The following is a 16,277-nucleotide window of genomic DNA, read 5'->3' on the forward strand; positions in this document are numbered from 1 at the left end:
CACCTCCTAAAGTCTAAATAAAACTTACATTTTATCTTCTTTAGTTGCTGCTTCATATATGTAGAGCAATTCATATCCATACTCTATTATTGAGTGAATATCTCTAATAGCTTCTGACCCACCTTTTTCCAAGTTTCTTTTGAAATTAGAAATGGAACCCTCAATCTTTTCTAACTTTGATTTTAATATTTCCAAACAGAACTCCTCTCTCATTTATGTATGTTATTTGTAATTTTATGGTGTAATACTCTTCCTTTCCTTATCAATAGATATTTGTTATTTTCTTTTATTTACATAAAAATAAGAGCATTATTTGCTCTTATGATAGCTTAAAAATTGTTTCATTAATTTTATCCCTCAGCTGTATCAAGTCTGAGGGATTCATTGTTATTGCGATATTATTGTTTTTCCCTGAAAACATTAGCTCAAAGGTAAACTCCATTTCACTTAGTTTGTCCACATTGATTTTTAGATTAATATCCTGGTAGTCTTTTCTTTTGATAATGACATTTTCTATATTTAGCTATCTTCTTTCCAATCTAAAAGCAAGTTGCTCGCAATCTAAGATGTAGGATTTATGTTATTTTAGGTTTAATCTATTTCTTCAACATCATCTAATAATGTGATATCCAAACATCCAGTTTCTAATTATATTTCCCTGTCACCAATTTTTAATATGATATCTTGTGTTAACTCGAACAGTGAGATTACCAATTCCGCTTTTTTATACGCAGCCTCAGTATTTTCAACATCTTCAATTTCTAAAAATGTATCAGCGCTTATAACGAAGCAGGTTCTAAACTTAGCCATACTCATTTCTCCCTATCTGATTAGTCTCCTGCAACATAAAAGGAACGTGCGTTCTGTTTCTTTTTTTAATTATACATCTTAGCTCTAATATTAGCTACAATATTTTTTTCTTTTTTTATTTCAAATTGATTGGTATGATATGTAATAGAGCTTGTACATTTTAACAACAAAACTGGAGGTTGTCCGATGTTAAATGTAGAGATCGGGCAATGTCATATTCCTAATCTGCTAAAGGAAAAAAACTGGACACAGGCTGATTTGGCAAGAGCCACTGGCTTGACACCACAAACCATCTTCCAAATAATCAATCAACCTGTAGACATCCGTATTAAAACAGCAGCTAAGATCGCTATGTCATTAGGCTGCAGGATTGACGATTTGTTCGAGTTTAGGATAAGACATTGATTAACTGAGACAATGGTCTCAGTTCACCTCCATTATCAGCGAATTCGCTGATAAGACTATACTACTATAAGCATAACAGTTTGTATACATAATATTTTGTCTTTTTTCGTCGAATAGGGGAACTATTTAGAATTTTTCATAAAAAGAAGACAAATCATATAGATTTGCCTTCTTTTTTAAGTTCATCTGAGTAATATTTTATTATGGTTTCCTCATTCATGAATTCTCTTCTATCCGATATAATTTTCTGATTCAGATCATTTGCACGCACTTTTCTATCTTCATATATTTGATTAAGAGCTTTTCTGTCCAACTCTTCCCCTTTTAATATTAGCTTATAACCCTCATATAGAAGGCCTGATTTAACTATACCTATAGGTCTTAAAAATGAAAAACCAAAAATTTCTTTGAGGTTTCTAAAAGTAGAACTTACTACAGTTCTCGAAGCTTGCCCTTGCCCAATTGCATTAGTCTGTTTTGTTTTTATTACATATTCATTATCAACTAAACTTAATGATGGCTTTCTTAGCCCTGGTTTCCCATTCAATGGTCTATATTCTGTTTCAAGGTTTGCTTCAAGACAGTCTTGCAAAGTTGCCTTCTCTACTTTTATTGTTCTTTCTCCAAATTTCGAATCATACACTGTTAACATATTATTATTATTTAACGCTTTTTCTATGTCACTTCTTTTGAGACTGGTCATTTCACTTGCCTCGTAACCTAATATGCCCTCAAAAAGTAGTCTAAGCAATGCCCTATCTTGAGCATTAATTAATTTTGCACACATTTTTTCTAATTCATTTTTAGTTATATATAATTTTAAAGATGAATCTATACATGACAATAAATCATTAGTTTTTATCGACCTAGCTAAATTATTACTACCCTTAGTAACACCATTTGCAATTGACCAATCTATATAGGTTGTCATGGTGTATAATAATGTTTCCAAAGTTACAAGAGAAGTTGAGTACATTGCTCTAAGCACATTCAAAATTTCATCTGTTGTGAAATCAAATAAGTCTTTATCCCTTATTTTTTCTTCTTTTTGTGAATGATTAAATAAAAGAGCGGCTTGCTTTTGTAAACTATCACTTAATGTATCTGAATAAGTTTTCTTAAACTCCTCGTTATACCACAAAGCTATACACCTTCTACTTCATTCAATTTGTATTGGAAATATTTAATAACATGGTTTTTACTATGAGTTACTTCATTCTTTTTATTTAAGATTTTGTGTTCTTTTAACTCTGGATTATTTCTAATAAAGCTAAGTCTCATTTTTTTAATTATTTGTTGCGTCATTTTTGCGCTAATACCTGATGTGTACATAAAATATGCAATTTCCATGAACCCAACCAAAATGTTTTTATTTATTACAATAGTTTTTTTGGCTTGCTCAAATTTGTCTCCTAGAAATTCTTCGTAATACAGCTCAGTTAATTCATCAAAGAATTTAACCAAAAAGACTCCAATCTTCCTTACAGCTATTTGATCTTTCAGCAACTTAGGGAATTTTGTTGCCTCTATTGCACTTATTACATCATTTAAGGAATATAGATAGTCTGATTGAGTTGCGATCACATCATGATCTAAACTTATTCTTTGACCAATTACACTGTTGTCTCTAATATGAGTAACAACTTTGTTCACAGGGTTATCTTCGTTCATTTCTTTTAGTTTCGATAGTCTAACTGGAGTTATTGTATTATGCTGCCCAAATAACTGTCTTGCAACTTTTTGAGTCACGTTGTAAAAGTCTATTTTCATAAATTTATCATCAAAGCTGCCAGACCTTACTGCTTTCGATATCCCTACAATTCGATGGTAACCATCAATTACATCTAGCAGAGTGCCACTCATAACTGTTAATGCTCTTTCATGGGGATCATAAACAACCTCAATCTCTTCGGAAGATGAACCAAATCTTGCATTAAGTATTAAAGTTGAGCTTATTAAGGTACCAATGATAGTTTTTTGTGAAATCTCTTCTACTGCATTTTGATTAAGCTCAGGGATAGGTATTTCTCCTCCCAAGAACTCGAAATTCTTTGTCTCGCTAGTTCTCTGAGTTCTAGGGTTATATTGAAGCAAATGATTCTCATACATTTTTGCTATTTCACTTCTTTTAAGCAAGAAAGTAAAATTATTGTCATCAACTTTTGTAACATCCTCAAATGTTATAGGAAAATTCAGCTCACTGTCATTATTCTGTGAAAAATCTTCCCACGTTGTTTCAATTTCCTGAATTATTCTTTCTGGGAAATAATTTACTGGATTAATCTTTTCATTTTTAGTCACTTCATATATACCTAAAGCTAGAAGGTATTTTTCTTCTTTTCTTAGTGCTTCCTGTCTCCCAAATCTAATAATAAGATTCATTGTTTCTCCTGGTGAAACACCTTTATGAGAAAGAATGTTTTGAAGTCTATCCCTAAAATTTTTATCATGTTTATTTTTTTGTAATAACACTTCTATTGTTTCGTTTAGAAGCGCATCTTTTTCATCATCAAAAATCACTAAATTATTCATACAAGTGTACACCTCTTCTAAAACAAAAATAACAAATATATTATATTAAATCAATTTTTAGTTAAAAAATTAATCTAATTGTAAACTTACCTCACAAATTCTAGGAATTTTTGCAAGTTCCTCTATCTGCTTTACGAAAAAAATTGACAAAATCCTCTTTTGTAGCACTTTCAATCAATGAAAAATCTACTTCTTTATCCATCAATATACCTGCTGAATTTTCTATATTGTCATTTTTAGTTAAATATCTCATTGGGGTCTTAGGATCTTTATGATTTCCCTGAGACATAGCAACCCTTATATCATGGCCAGACTCCTCATACGCTATATCAATCCCAACTCCCTTTAAAGAGTGAGGTTTAAGATTTCTTGATGCAGGTATTCCTAATCTATCCAAAGATCTGTTGAACGATTCTCTGTAAGATCTTGATGTCAGTCCATCAAACACTAAATCATTCTCCATGCAATTTTGTTTTTTTAATTGCCTTAGCTCATTTAAAAAATTTTCGTGCAGCCCTGTAGAAACTAAATACGAACCCTTGTTTAGGGCTTCTACTTTATATAATTCACCGTCAACTTTCTTGATGTCCATCCATTTTAACAGTAAGTGCATACTCAATTCTAAACGAAGTACGAATTAGAAATTTAGTGAGCAGTTTCTTCTTTAAGCCATTTTCCCGCTCTAATAGCATGTTTTCAGCAATTCGCTCCGCTTCAGTTTGAGTTGTTTTACCATAACTCTTTGATATTTCTTTTAGCTTCTTTGTTGATCCAAATTGACTTAAATCAATTAAGTCAGAATAAGTACTAACTGACTTAAGAAACTTGTATAAGCCTTTAACTGATATCACTTTACGATTAATAGTTGTATTCGCTAAGCCCTCTTCTTTCAGATACTTTCTAAAATTTATTAAGTCAATTGATGTTATTTCAATATCACTCGGAGTTAAAAACTCTATACCCACTTCAGGTTTAATGAATTTAAAGAATTGCTTAATATCCCCATAGTAGTTCACCACTGTGTTTGTCTCAAACATACTGTGTCTTCTTTTTACTTTTGTAAAGTGTCTTGTATTTCCTACTGATCCCTCATCATCAATTTTTTTCAGATATGTCATAATATCGTTATATACAGTGTATTCCTTTAATGGAACTGCTTTCGAATTCATTTTTCTCCCTCCTTCACATTAATTCTTCAATTGTTGAGTTAAGAACAATCGCTATTTTTGCCATTTCAATTAACCTAGCCTCTTCAGGATTAGATATAATTTGTTATAGTCTTCTCACTGAAATACCTGATTCAGCAGCTACACTATCTATAGTTTTGTTCGATTGTTCTATAATATTTAGTATGTTATTTAGCACTGACACATCTCCTTCGAATGCTTATGTATCTTAGATGCCCTGGCCATTGGTGTTAATTATATGTAGTGATAAAATATTCAAATTCATATTCAAATTCATATTCAACGGATTTGCGAAGTTCATTTATGAATTCCATTCTCTTACGGTAGGCTGTGAGAAGATCTCCAGTGTAATTGTTTGTCAATACGGTTTGATTAAAAGAAAACTCATCTATTTGTTTTAAATACTCAAATATAGCTTGTTTAACCTTATATAGATCAACTGATGAATTTATTGATAAACTTAGGCTGCGTAAATATGCAAGTTCTTCTTTTAAGCTGTTGATTATTTCGTATTGATACTCAATGTCCGCACAGCTTTTTTCTGGTGATGCAATCACTGGCGCTACCTCCTAACTATTCAATAATTTCATGTACCCAGAAATCATTGACTTTCTAATTTGTTCTTTTTGATTTCTTTATCAATGTTATTTTTGTTTTCATGGTGATTAAACCATTCTCCCCGCATAGTTCTCCTCCTAAATTATATATTTCCGTATGTCTTATTTATATTTTAATGGATAAAAACTTATATGTGAAGCTTTTTCACGACAAATAGCACATTTTCAATGTGCTTTTGTAAGATCATTATTCAATTTCGGAAAAATTGGCATATTGTCTTAAAAATACAAAATGACGCAAACCCTGAAAGGTTATACGTCATATTATGTACAACTATTATTAATTAGATTATATATTGTAATTCTTTAAAATTTCAAGAAAAAGGGGATATCTCTATCCCTTGACTACAAACGATTACTAAGCTCCTCTAGAAGCAGATGACGTCATCCATAGCAATTGATTGCTGTGTGCCTGAAGATACGCCTGCTACTGCTGCAACTAAAACTAAAGTCATAACTAATTTTTTCATATATCTCACCTCCTTTCAAGCAAAAAAACTCAAATAGCTAAAAGTTCTAATATTTCATTCTCTATACCCATATTCTTTAATTTAATTAAAGGCAGTTTAACAAAATATTTATCATCTGATTTCTTGAAATGTTTAACTGATTTCAAAAAACAGCCTTTGTCTTTATAGAATATGCCTTTAACATAGTATAGGAAACCTAAATCATTGTCATGCATAGTAGTTGAGTCTAATTTATTAAACACATCCATCATTTTATTTGTCTGATCATTAAGCATAAAGTGATGTGCAAGTTCTATAAAATCAGAATCATTTTTCGACTCCTGTTCGAGGTATTTATTTTCTTTTACTCCCCAAATGTTTTCTAAGACTGCCAAAGCCGATGTATGTTTATATTTGTGGAAGCTATTTTTTGCGAATTTCAAACCGTTGATATAATATGTTTTTGCTTTCTTATAATCATCAAACACATAAGAATTACCACAGGTAAGATGAGCAAACACTTGAAATCGATTCACCTTAACATCTTCGGTTATAATCTGATCACAGTAGTCTCTGAGAGACTTTAAATTGTTGTCGTTTAAAAACACATTGGCCATAAGTAGCAAATACCTTGAACTATAAGAGTCTTTAACATACCCCTTTTTTAAATTAGAAAGATCAATATATGCTGATGTACTCTTCATTAGACCAAACTCACCTGAGTTTAGGTATTCATATAAAGTCATCATCATTGCAAATACAAACATTTCTTCACTCTTGATTTTTATAGTGCCAGTTTCTTTGATAGCAGAAGTTAAATCAATTTCACCTTTTGTGAGCATTCTATGTATGCGATATATATTCCCCCACTCTTTGCTTAATGCGTTGCTAGCACTGCATAATTTAACAACAAGTTCATCTGTTTCTTCGCCAAGTTGATTAGCATCTAAATATTCTACAGCTTGTCTTGCAGCTGACTTGTTAGGGTCGAGTGTTGTGATATAGGTGCTAATTATTTCAATTTCTCTTTCTTGATCAACTTCTCTAACTATAATTATAAGACGTATTCATAACCATCTATTACCATTAGAGGGGGGTATATTAACATCCAAAACGCTAAAACAAAGAACAAATGTGCCCATAGCACTTCCATTTCCACACCCTTTAAATTTTATCGATTTTAGCCTATTTTCTATCGTACTTGCTATCGTAAACACCTTATGTATCAACGCTTTTCCCTTCCCTCTCTCACCCATTTTTCTCAATTCCCATCAAATTTGATCACTTTTCCTTACTCCCACAACGACTTTACGATCACACACTACTCATTATCATCAAATTGTTGTCAAACCTATTGCTATTACTGTGTTTTTTCTCCTTTTGATTGATTTTACGATATTGTCCTCAAAAATTTACGATAGCAAAAAAATGAGACAGTCAATTGACCATCTCACCCAAACTATCCCTTTAACGATTTAAGTTTATCCAGGTAACTCCCCCTACCCACCTGTTTTGCATCCTTATTAGAATTAGTCTGCTGCTTTAAAAATGCTGACTTTGAATTAAATTTTGGAACATACACCTCTTCTTTAACTGGTTCAACTTTTCTTGATTCAATCAGATCATCTAATTGCTTCATTCTTTCATTAATCCAACCTAGACCACTTAAAATTGATATAACTTGATTCTTACCACTATCATAATATCCTTTAAATAAATCTAATGGTTCCCCATCATTAAAGAGTCTCTTAAAGTTGATCTGATCGGTTAAATCTGCATTACCGTCTATAATACACCCGCTTTAATTAATGAATCAAATGTATCAGCACTATATATTGAGTCTTTCCATGACTGTTTAATATCATCATGAAGAGAATTTGCAAACTTCCCCTTGTTATAATTAGATAAATCCATTTTTGATAACACTGTCACACCTGGTGTATTAAATATCTGATTTAAGTCTTTTTTATCTAAAGTACTGTAGTTTGATGGAAGATTTGTGTACTCTTCAACCTCTTCAATCATGTCTATAAATTTAGTATTCACCTTCGAATACAAGACAGGCTCTGAGAATGATTTAATGCCCTTTTGAGACACTTTAAGATTGTCTAATGCAATTCTTTTCTGACAGCTCTTGAAGGCACTCAACTGTGTTTAATTGGTTCAGAATAACTTCATTTTGATCAGGTAATACAGGGACAGCAACAACTGTTTTGTTGTCTAAGTATTCGACTAATAACTCAATTAAAGTTGGAGCAATCCCTGATCCTGTTCCTCCTTTATATTTACTAAACAACAAATAATACATATAATTACCTTATGCTAGATGAAAAGAGGAGATTTATTGGGATCGTGGAACAAGCAAGACATTATTGAACTTTTAGAATATCGCATCACAAATGAAGTTGCTTCACAAGAAGAAATCACATTTTATGAAGATTATAAATGGTTTAATAAAATGGACGAGTCTTCGACAGTTTTCAAAAAGTTAGTTTTACATATTGAAAGAATAAATAACAAATAGATAAGGAGATAGAATTTGGGAGAAAAACAAATGATTTAAGCAAACAAGTCTTTATCTACAGTCTCAACACGTCGAGCTTCTATAATGACAAAGAAAACTTAGTACATAGAAAAATTTTAAAGTCTTATAGATATAGAGATTTACTGAAAAATCATAACGGGGATATCAGCAAGAATAAGAAATACATAAGAAACAGAATTTCCAAATTAAAACAAAATTTAAATCAAGCATTCATTGAACATGAAAGCGTAAGAATGCTTAGAGCCGATACATTAACCGATAATAAAAAAATTGCTATGTTTGATTCAGTAATGACACGCACTCTTGGGATCAAAGAAAACAACTTCTCTGATGATGTAATTGTTGTCCAAGTTTATCATTTCCAGGTTTTTAAAAGTATTCTTGATAAAGGTTTTATACATAACAATGAGCTTTACGTTTATTTCACAAGTTCAGCAGGACAAATTCGTACTAAGAAAGCATGTTTTATAAAGAAAGCTACATATGATAAATATCAAAACTCATTGACTTGTGGCCTTAGTTTAGATGATATCAATTCTAAAGGCGGTATGAACATTAACAAGTGGAATGCATATCTCGCATTATCTAATAGTGCCAGCAGCCCTTGGGATATTGATATAAGTAAGACAGTTGTGGTTGATGATTTATAGACTGAAGTAATGAGTGAAGTGGATTTTATAAATCGAGATACATACGAGATCACGAGAAAGAAAATGAATATTCCTATTGAACACACTGATGGTTGTGGTATTATTACTCCTCAGCTCAGTAAAAAAAGTTTTATGGTTAGGCTTCCTTGGGTTAAGGGCTTGTTAGTTCCTTTTGATTTTCACAAATTTGCTGACAAACACAATAAATCAAAAATAACAGATATATACAGAAAAATGTGGGATATAAAAAATGATGATATTCAAATCATATTTACTAAATCACAGTTTAAAATGTGGAAGTATTACTCCTCTTGGGATGAAGATCAGAATAAATTTATCCAGTTTGGATGCCTTGGGGCAAAATTAAACGAAGAAGACCCTACTGTAGAAGGAAAACTTACATATCAAATGCTTCAGACGCTGACGGATATTACATATGATGAACTCAAGTCGATCAGTGAAAAGACAATCAGGGAAATAAAAGCAATTGGAAATGACAAAGATGTGATGATGAAGGTTATGGGAGCTACTGAAAGTCGGAAATTTAGATCATCATTGCAAGATGCCCTTCTCCTCTACCCACAGCTTTAAATGATGACCATGTAAAAGAAACAATCAAGAATAAAAAGAAGAGCCTTGTTAAAGATGCGAAATCAGGAAAATTACAAGTTGAGAACTCCAGGTATACATATCTTTGTCCTGATTTATACGCTTTCTGCGAAAAACTGTTTCTAGGAATTAGTAATCCTAACGGGCTTTTAAAAGGCAGTGATGTTTACTGTTCCTTGTATGATAGTGGAGATATTGATGTTCTACGCTCCCCTCACCTTTATCGTGAGCATGGTATTAGAAATAATACTCGTAATAAATTATTGGATGAATGGTTTATTACAAAGGGTGTATACACAAGCATCCATGATCCAATTTCTAAGTTGCTGCAGTTCGACAATGACGGAGATAAAGCTCTTATTATATCGGATCCTTACTTTGTAGATATTGTTAAGAGACATGTAGTGGACATCGTTCCTCTTTACTATGATATGGGAATAGCCAATAAACAGGTAATTAACAGCGAAAAGTTGTATGAATCACTGACCAATGCTTATGCGGTGAACATTGGTGAGTACAGTAACAACATCACAAAGATTTGGAATAGCGACTCTGTAAATATTAATGTCATCAAATGGCTATGTGCTGAAAATAACTTTGCTATCGACTATGCGAAAACGTTATTTATGCCGACTAGAACAGATAATGTAGATGAACAAATTAAAAATTACATAAAAGACAAAGTGCCTTTCTTCTTTATTCATGCCAAGGACAAAGAGCACACCTCTGTGCAATCGATTAATGAAAGCACTGTTAATAAATTGGACAGTATCATCCCAACTGAAAGAATCAATTTCAAAGCTGTGGCTGGTATTTTCGATTACAACTTTCTATTGAAGAATAAACGCATCAAAGAAGATGAGCAGTTAGTTAAGGAATACATAAGGCTTGATCGCAATAAAAAATGGCTCATTAACAATGAAGAAACTAAGCCGAATCAAAAGCTGTATGTTTATAAATTAATTAGAGATAGGTTGTTAGAGATTAATAGTGATGAGCATTATGTTCTGGATGTGTTGGTGAAACATCTATATAAAAAGAAAAGTAGATATAAAGCTACACTCTGGGAATGTTTTGGTGATGTTATTTTAAAAAGTCTAACAGAGAACTTGAAACATTATAAATCATGTGGTCAATGTGGTAGTATGTTTAAACCTAATTCCAATAAAGTGATTCATTGTACTGCTTACAGTAAACAAATAAAAACAGATAATAATAGAAAAAGGCAAATTAAACACAGAAATAAACAACATGTAACGCTATAGAAAGTGCTCTCATCCTTAGAGCCACAAGGGTTACATCGTTTTTTGAGATAATCGTCATAAGGGAGGTAAAAAGCAAATATCCAAATTAAAAAGGTTAGTATATCTCCCCTCCCCAACTTTTTAAAAAAACAAAAATAATACAGAGGTTTAAAAATGAATAAAACAGAATTAGTAGCAGCAGTGGTCGAAGCAACAGGATTAGCAAAGAAAGAAGTTGTTTCAGTAGTTGAGGCGACATCACATGCAATTGAGTCTACTCTTAAAGAAGAAGGTCAAGTTAAGATTGCGGGGTTTGGTGCATTTGAAGTGACCACTCGTTCAGCTCGCAAGGGTCGAAATCCTTCAACGGGTGAAGAAATCGATATCCCTGAAACAAAAGCGCCGAAATTTAAAGCCGCCTAAGCACTTAAAGATGCTGTAAAAGGTTAATTTTATTCAAATTAACAAATAACACACATTCCAAATATTGGTTTTTAAGTCGAATGGCTTATGTCTTCCACGAAGAGGTAGGAGTCTTCGTGATCGACTAATGATTATTAATAGAATAATAGTCATTAGTGGGTTGACTACCCTGTACAACTTTATTCTCCAAACTGTCTCACTCCCTTTCATAAGATAGGTCTGGCTCAGATTTTAGGAGATGGCTACTCCTGAGTCGGATAATGTTCATTTATATAGGTTTGGAAACCCCCTTCTTCAACTTATACCAAATGAATATTATCGGGCTACAAATGCCAATAGGTCTTTACGCTCAAATGCGACTGTACCTTAGCAGGGACTTATTTTAGGAGGTATTTACTCGATAATATAAATTAATTACAGTGTTGAGCTTCGACCTTCACTTAACTTATTTAAGTGCTTTCGTTAAATTTTGTGGATATTAATAGATTCTCAAAATTCATATTATTATATATGATTTTTCTGTAACTTTATAACAATTGAAACGTAATAAAAGTTGAAACGAAAGGAGATGATTATGTGGCTAGATGTACAAACCGTAATTATAAGTGGAAAGCTAAGGAGATTTGGGCAATTGGATTTTCAAAAAAGGGAAAAGACTGCCCTAACTGCGGGGTTAGGCAATATATATCTTCTAAAACTCAACGTGCATTTACTCTAGGTAATCTTAGTCTTATTTTTATTGTTATTTTACCTTTTGTTATTAAGCTAAGCGAAAAAGACGAACCTTTTTGGTAGGTTATCAAAAAGTAAAGGGTTCGTAATTATTAGTGTTTTGATCGACTTACTTAGAGTCTGTCAACTACAAAGGTTTCTATTGATGAATCCGTAATCAGCGTACCGCCCTCTCTTATAAAGATGGGGTTATTTTAGTTAGTAAATTCCTTCGGGTGGTTCCCCAGCACCCATCCGACATTTCATTTTTTCTCTCCTATCATCATCTCTCCTTTTTCGGGTGTTCCAATGTGTCGGCATTGGGCATCCGAAGGAATTTATTCGGAACAAATTAAAAAACAACAAATATAACGGAGGTTTTAAAATGGCAAGTAAAAAGACTAATCAGATTAATTTAAAAGGATTCTTCGATATGGATGTTATGGAAGTAACGGAACAAACAAAAGAAGCAGAGTTTGTATATGACTTCAAAGAAATTTTGGCGGGCTTCAACGGCAAACAGGTGAGCTTCACAATTAAAGAAGAAAATGAACTGCCTGTTAAAGATAATGAGTAAAGGTTGGTGAATTAATGAACATTAGCTTAGATCGCGAGTTGCAGCGTGGTAAAGATGAAAGTTTTGATGATTACTTTATTAGATTACATACAAATAAACATGATTATAAGATTGATAAGTTTGTTATTAGAGACTTACTAAATGAAGAATCAGGTGAAAATTACAGCGAAAGCAAATGGCGGAAAGACTTCGCTCAAAACCGTAGATGGGCTGACTTTCATGTAAACAAACAAAAACCTGGATCAAGAAATTGCCGATAAGTATGGTGAGACTAAAATCGAAGCTGCTAAAGCAGAAGTTCGTAGACGTGATCAGAATAGAGAGTTCGCCAAGAAGATTAGAAATTCCGCTCGTTTTGATCGTATCCGTGAAGATATGACAGAAGAAATTATGGATTTAGAGAAAAAGCGTCCTCTTACATTCTCACCCCCTCCCTCTTCAACTTCAGATAAACACGGTCTAGCGTTATTCAGTGACTGGCATTTTGGAATGGATATCGATAATCGAATTAACACCTTCAATGAACATGTTTTCAACGAGAGAGTTCAAAAATTAACTCAGGACGTTATTAATTACGGTAAATCAAAGGGGATTTCAACTCTACATGTAGCTAATCTTGGAGATTTAATTGGAGGACTAATTCATGTTTCAACACGAGTTCAAGCTAACACTGATTCTATAGCGCAAACTCAATACGTCACAGAAACATTAGCTGAAGTTTTGGCAAAATTCGCTAGTGAGTTTGAACAAGTTAAGTTCTATAGTGTCGCAGGAAACCACGGCCGCCTCTCCCCCTCCAAAAATGATATTGGCATTAAGGAAAACTTCGAGTATTTAATTACCTGGTATTTATAAGCTCGTCTAAGTCATATTCCAAATATCACTCTTGAGCGAGAGCAAGACGGCTTTATCCCTACAAAAATTAAAAATCAAGAAGTAGTGTTTGTGCATGGTCACTATGATCGTGTTGATCAATGTGTGACACGCTTACCTCAATTACTTGGCTATATCCCTTCTTACATATTCGGTGGACACGTTCACCACAATTACGAAAAAGAATACGGTAGTACGACTGTAGTTGTAAATGGAACTTTAGTGGGTGCTGACGAATACGCTATGCAAGGACGCTTCGGAACTAAGCCTTCACAGAAATTCATGGTATTTGATGAAGAAGGTATTGAAGCTACATACATAATTCGTTTTAAAGACGGGAAATAGTTTAATAACACTGGATTGCGTCAAATCGCTACAAAGGAGAAAATATGCAAACTATTGATTTTGTTAAGAAAAGTACCACAGATACTATTATTGAAATCGAGAAGAAGATTAAAGAAAACCGAACACATTATACGGAAATCAAAATACTGGTTAAAACAGCGAAAGAGTTTGTTTCTGTTCTAAGTCCCTCTTTGACTTTCGAGCAAAGAATGGATCATTCTAATTTTTTCAATGAATCTACCTGTTGGTAGAAACGGAATATATGCACAAAACTGCAATTACTTTGATATTAATGACAATACTGTTATTGACTCAAATTTAGAAAATGACCCTAAAAACAGTCGTGGTGGTATCTATGTTGAAAGTGGCGACAGTGGCAAAGTTGAAAACAATCGAGTTTATGGTAATAAGAAAGAATTTGCTATTTTAATTGGTAATGAAGCGACTGACGTAAATGTATTTAATACTAAAGGTACTGGAAGAGTAATTGCTTTAGGTACAAACTTTAATGGCTACTATGGAACATCCTCAGACGATACTATCCGTAAGATAATCACGAAGGCCAATTAGATTAAAACTATGATTTTATAGGAATATTACTTATACATAACAGAGATAGACAGAGCATGTGTGAGAACGAGAGAGTTGGGTTATCCCCTGCTCTCTTTTTGTGCTCAAAAAATTAATTGGAGGAATTTAATTTGAATATTACACAAAGTTTGTTGACTCCCAACAAATACTCCAGACCTCAAACGGCTTTAAAAGGTGTGAAAGCTGTTGTGATTCACTGGGTTGCTAATCCAGGTTCATCTGCAGAAGGAAACCGCAACTTCTTCAATAATCGTAAAAGTGGTACATCTGGATTCGGTTCAGCACATTACATTGTAGAAGGCACAAAAGTAATTCAATGTTTGCCGAACATTGAACTGGCCTATCATGTTGGTTCGAACGTTTACACAGCAAGTGCGCTTAGAAACTTAAGCTCTTATCCGAATAACTGTACCATCGGAATTGAAATGACTCACCCTGATTGGACTGGCAAGCCTGATGCTACAACTTATAAAACAACTGTAGAATTAGCTGCTTCCCTTCTCAAAACTTACGGACTCAAATCTGAAAATCTCTGGACACACCATCAAGTAGTAGGATGGAAAGACTGCCATCGTTATTACACTAACAACCCTAGTGCATGGGTTCAATTTGTCAGTGATGTTAATAAAGCTTTAACAGGTAAAACTGTAACTATTCCAACACCGAAGCCATCAGACAAAAATGACCTTGAGTTAGTCGAGGCTTACGGTCTTGGTGATAAAGGTGCAAAAGTTAAAGAAATTCAGTCTAATCTAATTAAGCTTGGTTATAAATTGCCTAAGTACGGTGTGGACTCCCACTTTGGTGATGAAACTGTTGCTGCTGTGAAGGCATTTCAAAAAGCAAACAAGCTTGCAGTAGATGGAATCGCTGGTAAAGCGACTCTTGCTAAAATCAAAGAGTTGTTAACTATGTCTAAATCCCCTTCTTCCCCAACTCCTTCTAAATCTAACTCTTCTAAAGCAAGTGGCTCTCTAAAATCTAAAGTAGACGGTCTTCGGTTTTATGCTAAAGCTTCATGGGATGATAAAGATGTTGTAGGTACTGTTAACAAAGGCGTTGGCTTCCCTACTGTGGTCGAAAAAGTAAAAGTTGGCACGGCATATCAATATAAAGTGAAAAACTCTAAGGGTACAACTTATTACATCACTGCTTCTGATAAGTATGTTGAAGTAACAGGCGCAGTTAAAACATCTGCTCCCGCTAAGACAGTTTCAAAGCCAAAACAAGTAGCTAAGAGCTTATCAGTTAAATCTGTTGGAAAGATCAAAATTATTGGCGTGTCAAACGCAGCTATTATCATGGATAAGCATGACCGCAATTCAGCCAAGAATCTAGACACCATCGCATTAGGTAAAACAATTGAGATTTCTGGATCTGTTAAAGGTAGTAACAATCCTAAAGGTTACTGGGAAGTAATTCACGAAGGTAAACGTGCTTACATTTCAAGACAATATGGCAGTAAAGTATAAATAAATTAATATAGATTTTTGTGGATGTACAAATATCCATGAGAATTTATGAAAATCAACTTCAAGGAGGTGAACTAAAATCACCTCCTTCTCTAAGGCTGGTGTCAAATAGAAAGTAATGACGTTCATGTTCGTATAAGCTTGCTTGAAGAAAAATCAAATCGGCAAGCAATTCAAATTGTTAAGCTAGAAGATAAAACAAATACACTCAACAGAATTGAAATGATATGCGAACAA

Annotated in this window: 22 protein-coding genes and 2 pseudogenes; 13 read left to right on the top strand and 11 right to left on the bottom strand. The window is 33.2% G+C overall.

Annotated elements, in window-relative coordinates; genetic code table 11:
* Positions 1-24 precede the first annotated feature (24 nt).
* Both NSQ64_RS11365 and NSQ64_RS11370 read right to left on the bottom strand, forming a co-directional pair.
* Entirely contained in the window at positions 25-195 is a 171-nt protein-coding gene (locus NSQ64_RS11365) for a hypothetical protein (RefSeq protein WP_341016566.1), read from the bottom strand.
* Positions 196-648: 453 nt separating this feature from the next.
* Positions 649-810, bottom strand: a complete 162-nt coding sequence (locus NSQ64_RS11370; protein ID WP_341016568.1) for a hypothetical protein — start codon at positions 808-810, stop codon at positions 649-651.
* 186 nt (positions 811-996) lie between these two features.
* Between NSQ64_RS11370 and NSQ64_RS11375 the strand changes: the two genes are divergently transcribed.
* Entirely contained in the window at positions 997-1,215 is a 219-nt protein-coding gene (locus NSQ64_RS11375; protein ID WP_341016570.1) for a helix-turn-helix transcriptional regulator, read from the top strand.
* 154 nt (positions 1,216-1,369) lie between these two features.
* Here the strand turns inward: NSQ64_RS11375 and NSQ64_RS11380 are convergent, their stop codons facing one another.
* The 9 genes from NSQ64_RS11380 to NSQ64_RS20980 form a co-directional block, all read right to left on the bottom strand.
* Positions 1,370-2,356 carry a phage lytic cycle repressor MrpR family protein gene (locus NSQ64_RS11380; RefSeq protein WP_341016572.1) on the bottom strand — a complete coding sequence of 329 codons (987 nt, stop codon included), beginning with the start codon at positions 2,354-2,356 and terminating at the stop codon, positions 1,370-1,372.
* Between the two features lie 2 nt (positions 2,357-2,358).
* Entirely contained in the window at positions 2,359-3,747 is a 1,389-nt protein-coding gene (locus NSQ64_RS11385) for a hypothetical protein (RefSeq protein ID WP_341016574.1), read from the bottom strand.
* A 100-nt stretch (positions 3,748-3,847) separates the two neighbouring features.
* A complete protein-coding gene (locus NSQ64_RS11390; RefSeq protein WP_341016576.1) occupies positions 3,848-4,339 on the bottom strand; it encodes a hypothetical protein in 492 nt (163 codons plus the stop codon).
* A complete protein-coding gene (locus NSQ64_RS11395) occupies positions 4,320-4,916 on the bottom strand; it encodes a site-specific integrase (protein WP_341016580.1) in 597 nt (198 codons plus the stop codon). The genes NSQ64_RS11390 and NSQ64_RS11395 overlap by 20 nt, the downstream gene beginning before the upstream one ends.
* Positions 4,917-5,164: 248 nt before the next feature.
* On the bottom strand, positions 5,165-5,491 hold the full coding sequence (locus NSQ64_RS11400) for a hypothetical protein (RefSeq protein WP_341016582.1): 327 nt from the start codon (positions 5,489-5,491) through the stop codon (positions 5,165-5,167).
* 559 nt (positions 5,492-6,050) lie between these two features.
* Positions 6,051-7,067, bottom strand: a complete 1,017-nt coding sequence (locus tag NSQ64_RS11405) for an AimR family lysis-lysogeny pheromone receptor (RefSeq protein ID WP_341018304.1) — start codon at positions 7,065-7,067, stop codon at positions 6,051-6,053.
* Positions 7,068-7,459: 392 nt separating this feature from the next.
* A complete protein-coding gene (locus NSQ64_RS11410) occupies positions 7,460-7,639 on the bottom strand; it encodes a hypothetical protein (RefSeq protein ID WP_341016584.1) in 180 nt (59 codons plus the stop codon).
* A gap of 146 nt (positions 7,640-7,785) precedes the next feature.
* Complete coding sequence (locus NSQ64_RS11415; protein ID WP_341016585.1) at positions 7,786-8,025, bottom strand: hypothetical protein; 240 nt, start codon at positions 8,023-8,025, stop codon at positions 7,786-7,788.
* Between the two features lie 73 nt (positions 8,026-8,098).
* On the bottom strand, positions 8,099-8,308 hold the full coding sequence (locus NSQ64_RS20980) for a hypothetical protein (protein ID WP_445684644.1): 210 nt from the start codon (positions 8,306-8,308) through the stop codon (positions 8,099-8,101).
* Between the two features lie 470 nt (positions 8,309-8,778).
* On the opposite strand from NSQ64_RS20980, the gene NSQ64_RS11420 reads away from it, so the two are divergent.
* From NSQ64_RS11420 to NSQ64_RS11475, 12 genes and pseudogenes are all read left to right on the top strand, one after another.
* Entirely contained in the window at positions 8,779-9,195 is a 417-nt protein-coding gene (locus NSQ64_RS11420; protein ID WP_341016587.1) for a hypothetical protein, read from the top strand.
* Positions 9,196-9,258: 63 nt separating this feature from the next.
* Positions 9,259-9,786, top strand: a complete 528-nt coding sequence (locus tag NSQ64_RS11425) for a hypothetical protein (RefSeq protein ID WP_341016590.1) — start codon at positions 9,259-9,261, stop codon at positions 9,784-9,786.
* Between the two features lie 194 nt (positions 9,787-9,980).
* Positions 9,981-11,069: a hypothetical protein gene (locus NSQ64_RS11430; RefSeq protein ID WP_341016592.1), complete on the top strand. Its 1,089-nt coding sequence runs from the start codon at positions 9,981-9,983 to the stop codon at positions 11,067-11,069.
* 153 nt (positions 11,070-11,222) lie between these two features.
* On the top strand, positions 11,223-11,471 hold the full coding sequence (locus tag NSQ64_RS11435; protein ID WP_341016593.1) for an HU family DNA-binding protein: 249 nt from the start codon (positions 11,223-11,225) through the stop codon (positions 11,469-11,471).
* Positions 11,472-12,047: 576 nt separating this feature from the next.
* Positions 12,048-12,266 carry a hypothetical protein gene (locus tag NSQ64_RS11440; protein WP_341016595.1) on the top strand — a complete coding sequence of 73 codons (219 nt, stop codon included), beginning with the start codon at positions 12,048-12,050 and terminating at the stop codon, positions 12,264-12,266.
* A gap of 301 nt (positions 12,267-12,567) precedes the next feature.
* Complete coding sequence (locus NSQ64_RS11445) at positions 12,568-12,759, top strand: YonK family protein (RefSeq protein WP_268382691.1); 192 nt, start codon at positions 12,568-12,570, stop codon at positions 12,757-12,759.
* A 14-nt stretch (positions 12,760-12,773) separates the two neighbouring features.
* Positions 12,774-13,019 (top strand): hypothetical protein, encoded by a 246-nt coding sequence (locus tag NSQ64_RS11450; RefSeq protein WP_341016597.1) that lies wholly within the window; start codon positions 12,774-12,776, stop codon positions 13,017-13,019.
* Positions 13,020-13,134: 115 nt separating this feature from the next.
* Positions 13,135-13,614 (top strand): hypothetical protein, encoded by a 480-nt coding sequence (locus NSQ64_RS11455; protein ID WP_341016598.1) that lies wholly within the window; start codon positions 13,135-13,137, stop codon positions 13,612-13,614.
* Between the two features lie 90 nt (positions 13,615-13,704).
* Positions 13,705-13,977 (top strand): hypothetical protein, encoded by a 273-nt coding sequence (locus NSQ64_RS11460; RefSeq protein ID WP_341016600.1) that lies wholly within the window; start codon positions 13,705-13,707, stop codon positions 13,975-13,977.
* A gap of 231 nt (positions 13,978-14,208) precedes the next feature.
* Positions 14,209-14,547: a hypothetical protein gene (locus NSQ64_RS11465; RefSeq protein WP_268382697.1), complete on the top strand. Its 339-nt coding sequence runs from the start codon at positions 14,209-14,211 to the stop codon at positions 14,545-14,547.
* A 209-nt stretch (positions 14,548-14,756) separates the two neighbouring features.
* Positions 14,757-15,125, top strand: a pseudogene (locus NSQ64_RS20985) (peptidoglycan recognition protein family protein); the annotation flags it as partial.
* 153 nt (positions 15,126-15,278) lie between these two features.
* Positions 15,279-16,040: pseudogene (locus NSQ64_RS11475) on the top strand (peptidoglycan-binding domain-containing protein); the annotation flags it as partial.
* Between the last annotated feature and the right edge of the window lie 237 nt (positions 16,041-16,277).

Source organism: Bacillus sp. FSL W8-0183 (assembly GCF_038006825.1).
Classification (GTDB): domain Bacteria; phylum Bacillota; class Bacilli; order Bacillales; family Bacillaceae; genus Bacillus; species Bacillus altitudinis.

Coding starts and splice junctions, on each gene's coding strand:
- NSQ64_RS11450 (WP_341016597.1), top strand. CDS start 12,774: ATGAACATTAGCTTAGATCGCGAGTTGCAGCGTGGTAAAGATGAAAGT.
- NSQ64_RS11435 (WP_341016593.1), top strand. CDS start 11,223: ATGAATAAAACAGAATTAGTAGCAGCAGTGGTCGAAGCAACAGGATTA.
- NSQ64_RS11410 (WP_341016584.1), bottom strand. CDS start 7,639: ATGAAGCAATTAGATGATCTGATTGAATCAAGAAAAGTTGAACCAGTT.
- NSQ64_RS11375 (WP_341016570.1), top strand. CDS start 997: ATGTTAAATGTAGAGATCGGGCAATGTCATATTCCTAATCTGCTAAAG.
- NSQ64_RS11385 (WP_341016574.1), bottom strand. CDS start 3,747: ATGAATAATTTAGTGATTTTTGATGATGAAAAAGATGCGCTTCTAAAC.
- NSQ64_RS11465 (WP_268382697.1), top strand. CDS start 14,209: ATGAATCTACCTGTTGGTAGAAACGGAATATATGCACAAAACTGCAAT.
- NSQ64_RS11390 (WP_341016576.1), bottom strand. CDS start 4,339: ATGGACATCAAGAAAGTTGACGGTGAATTATATAAAGTAGAAGCCCTA.
- NSQ64_RS11415 (WP_341016585.1), bottom strand. CDS start 8,025: ATGATTGAAGAGGTTGAAGAGTACACAAATCTTCCATCAAACTACAGT.
- NSQ64_RS11395 (WP_341016580.1), bottom strand. CDS start 4,916: ATGAATTCGAAAGCAGTTCCATTAAAGGAATACACTGTATATAACGAT.
- NSQ64_RS11455 (WP_341016598.1), top strand. CDS start 13,135: ATGACAGAAGAAATTATGGATTTAGAGAAAAAGCGTCCTCTTACATTC.
- NSQ64_RS11445 (WP_268382691.1), top strand. CDS start 12,568: ATGGCAAGTAAAAAGACTAATCAGATTAATTTAAAAGGATTCTTCGAT.
- NSQ64_RS11425 (WP_341016590.1), top strand. CDS start 9,259: ATGAATATTCCTATTGAACACACTGATGGTTGTGGTATTATTACTCCT.
- NSQ64_RS20980 (WP_445684644.1), bottom strand. CDS start 8,308: ATGTATTATTTGTTGTTTAGTAAATATAAAGGAGGAACAGGATCAGGG.
- NSQ64_RS11420 (WP_341016587.1), top strand. CDS start 8,779: ATGCTTAGAGCCGATACATTAACCGATAATAAAAAAATTGCTATGTTT.
- NSQ64_RS11370 (WP_341016568.1), bottom strand. CDS start 810: ATGGCTAAGTTTAGAACCTGCTTCGTTATAAGCGCTGATACATTTTTA.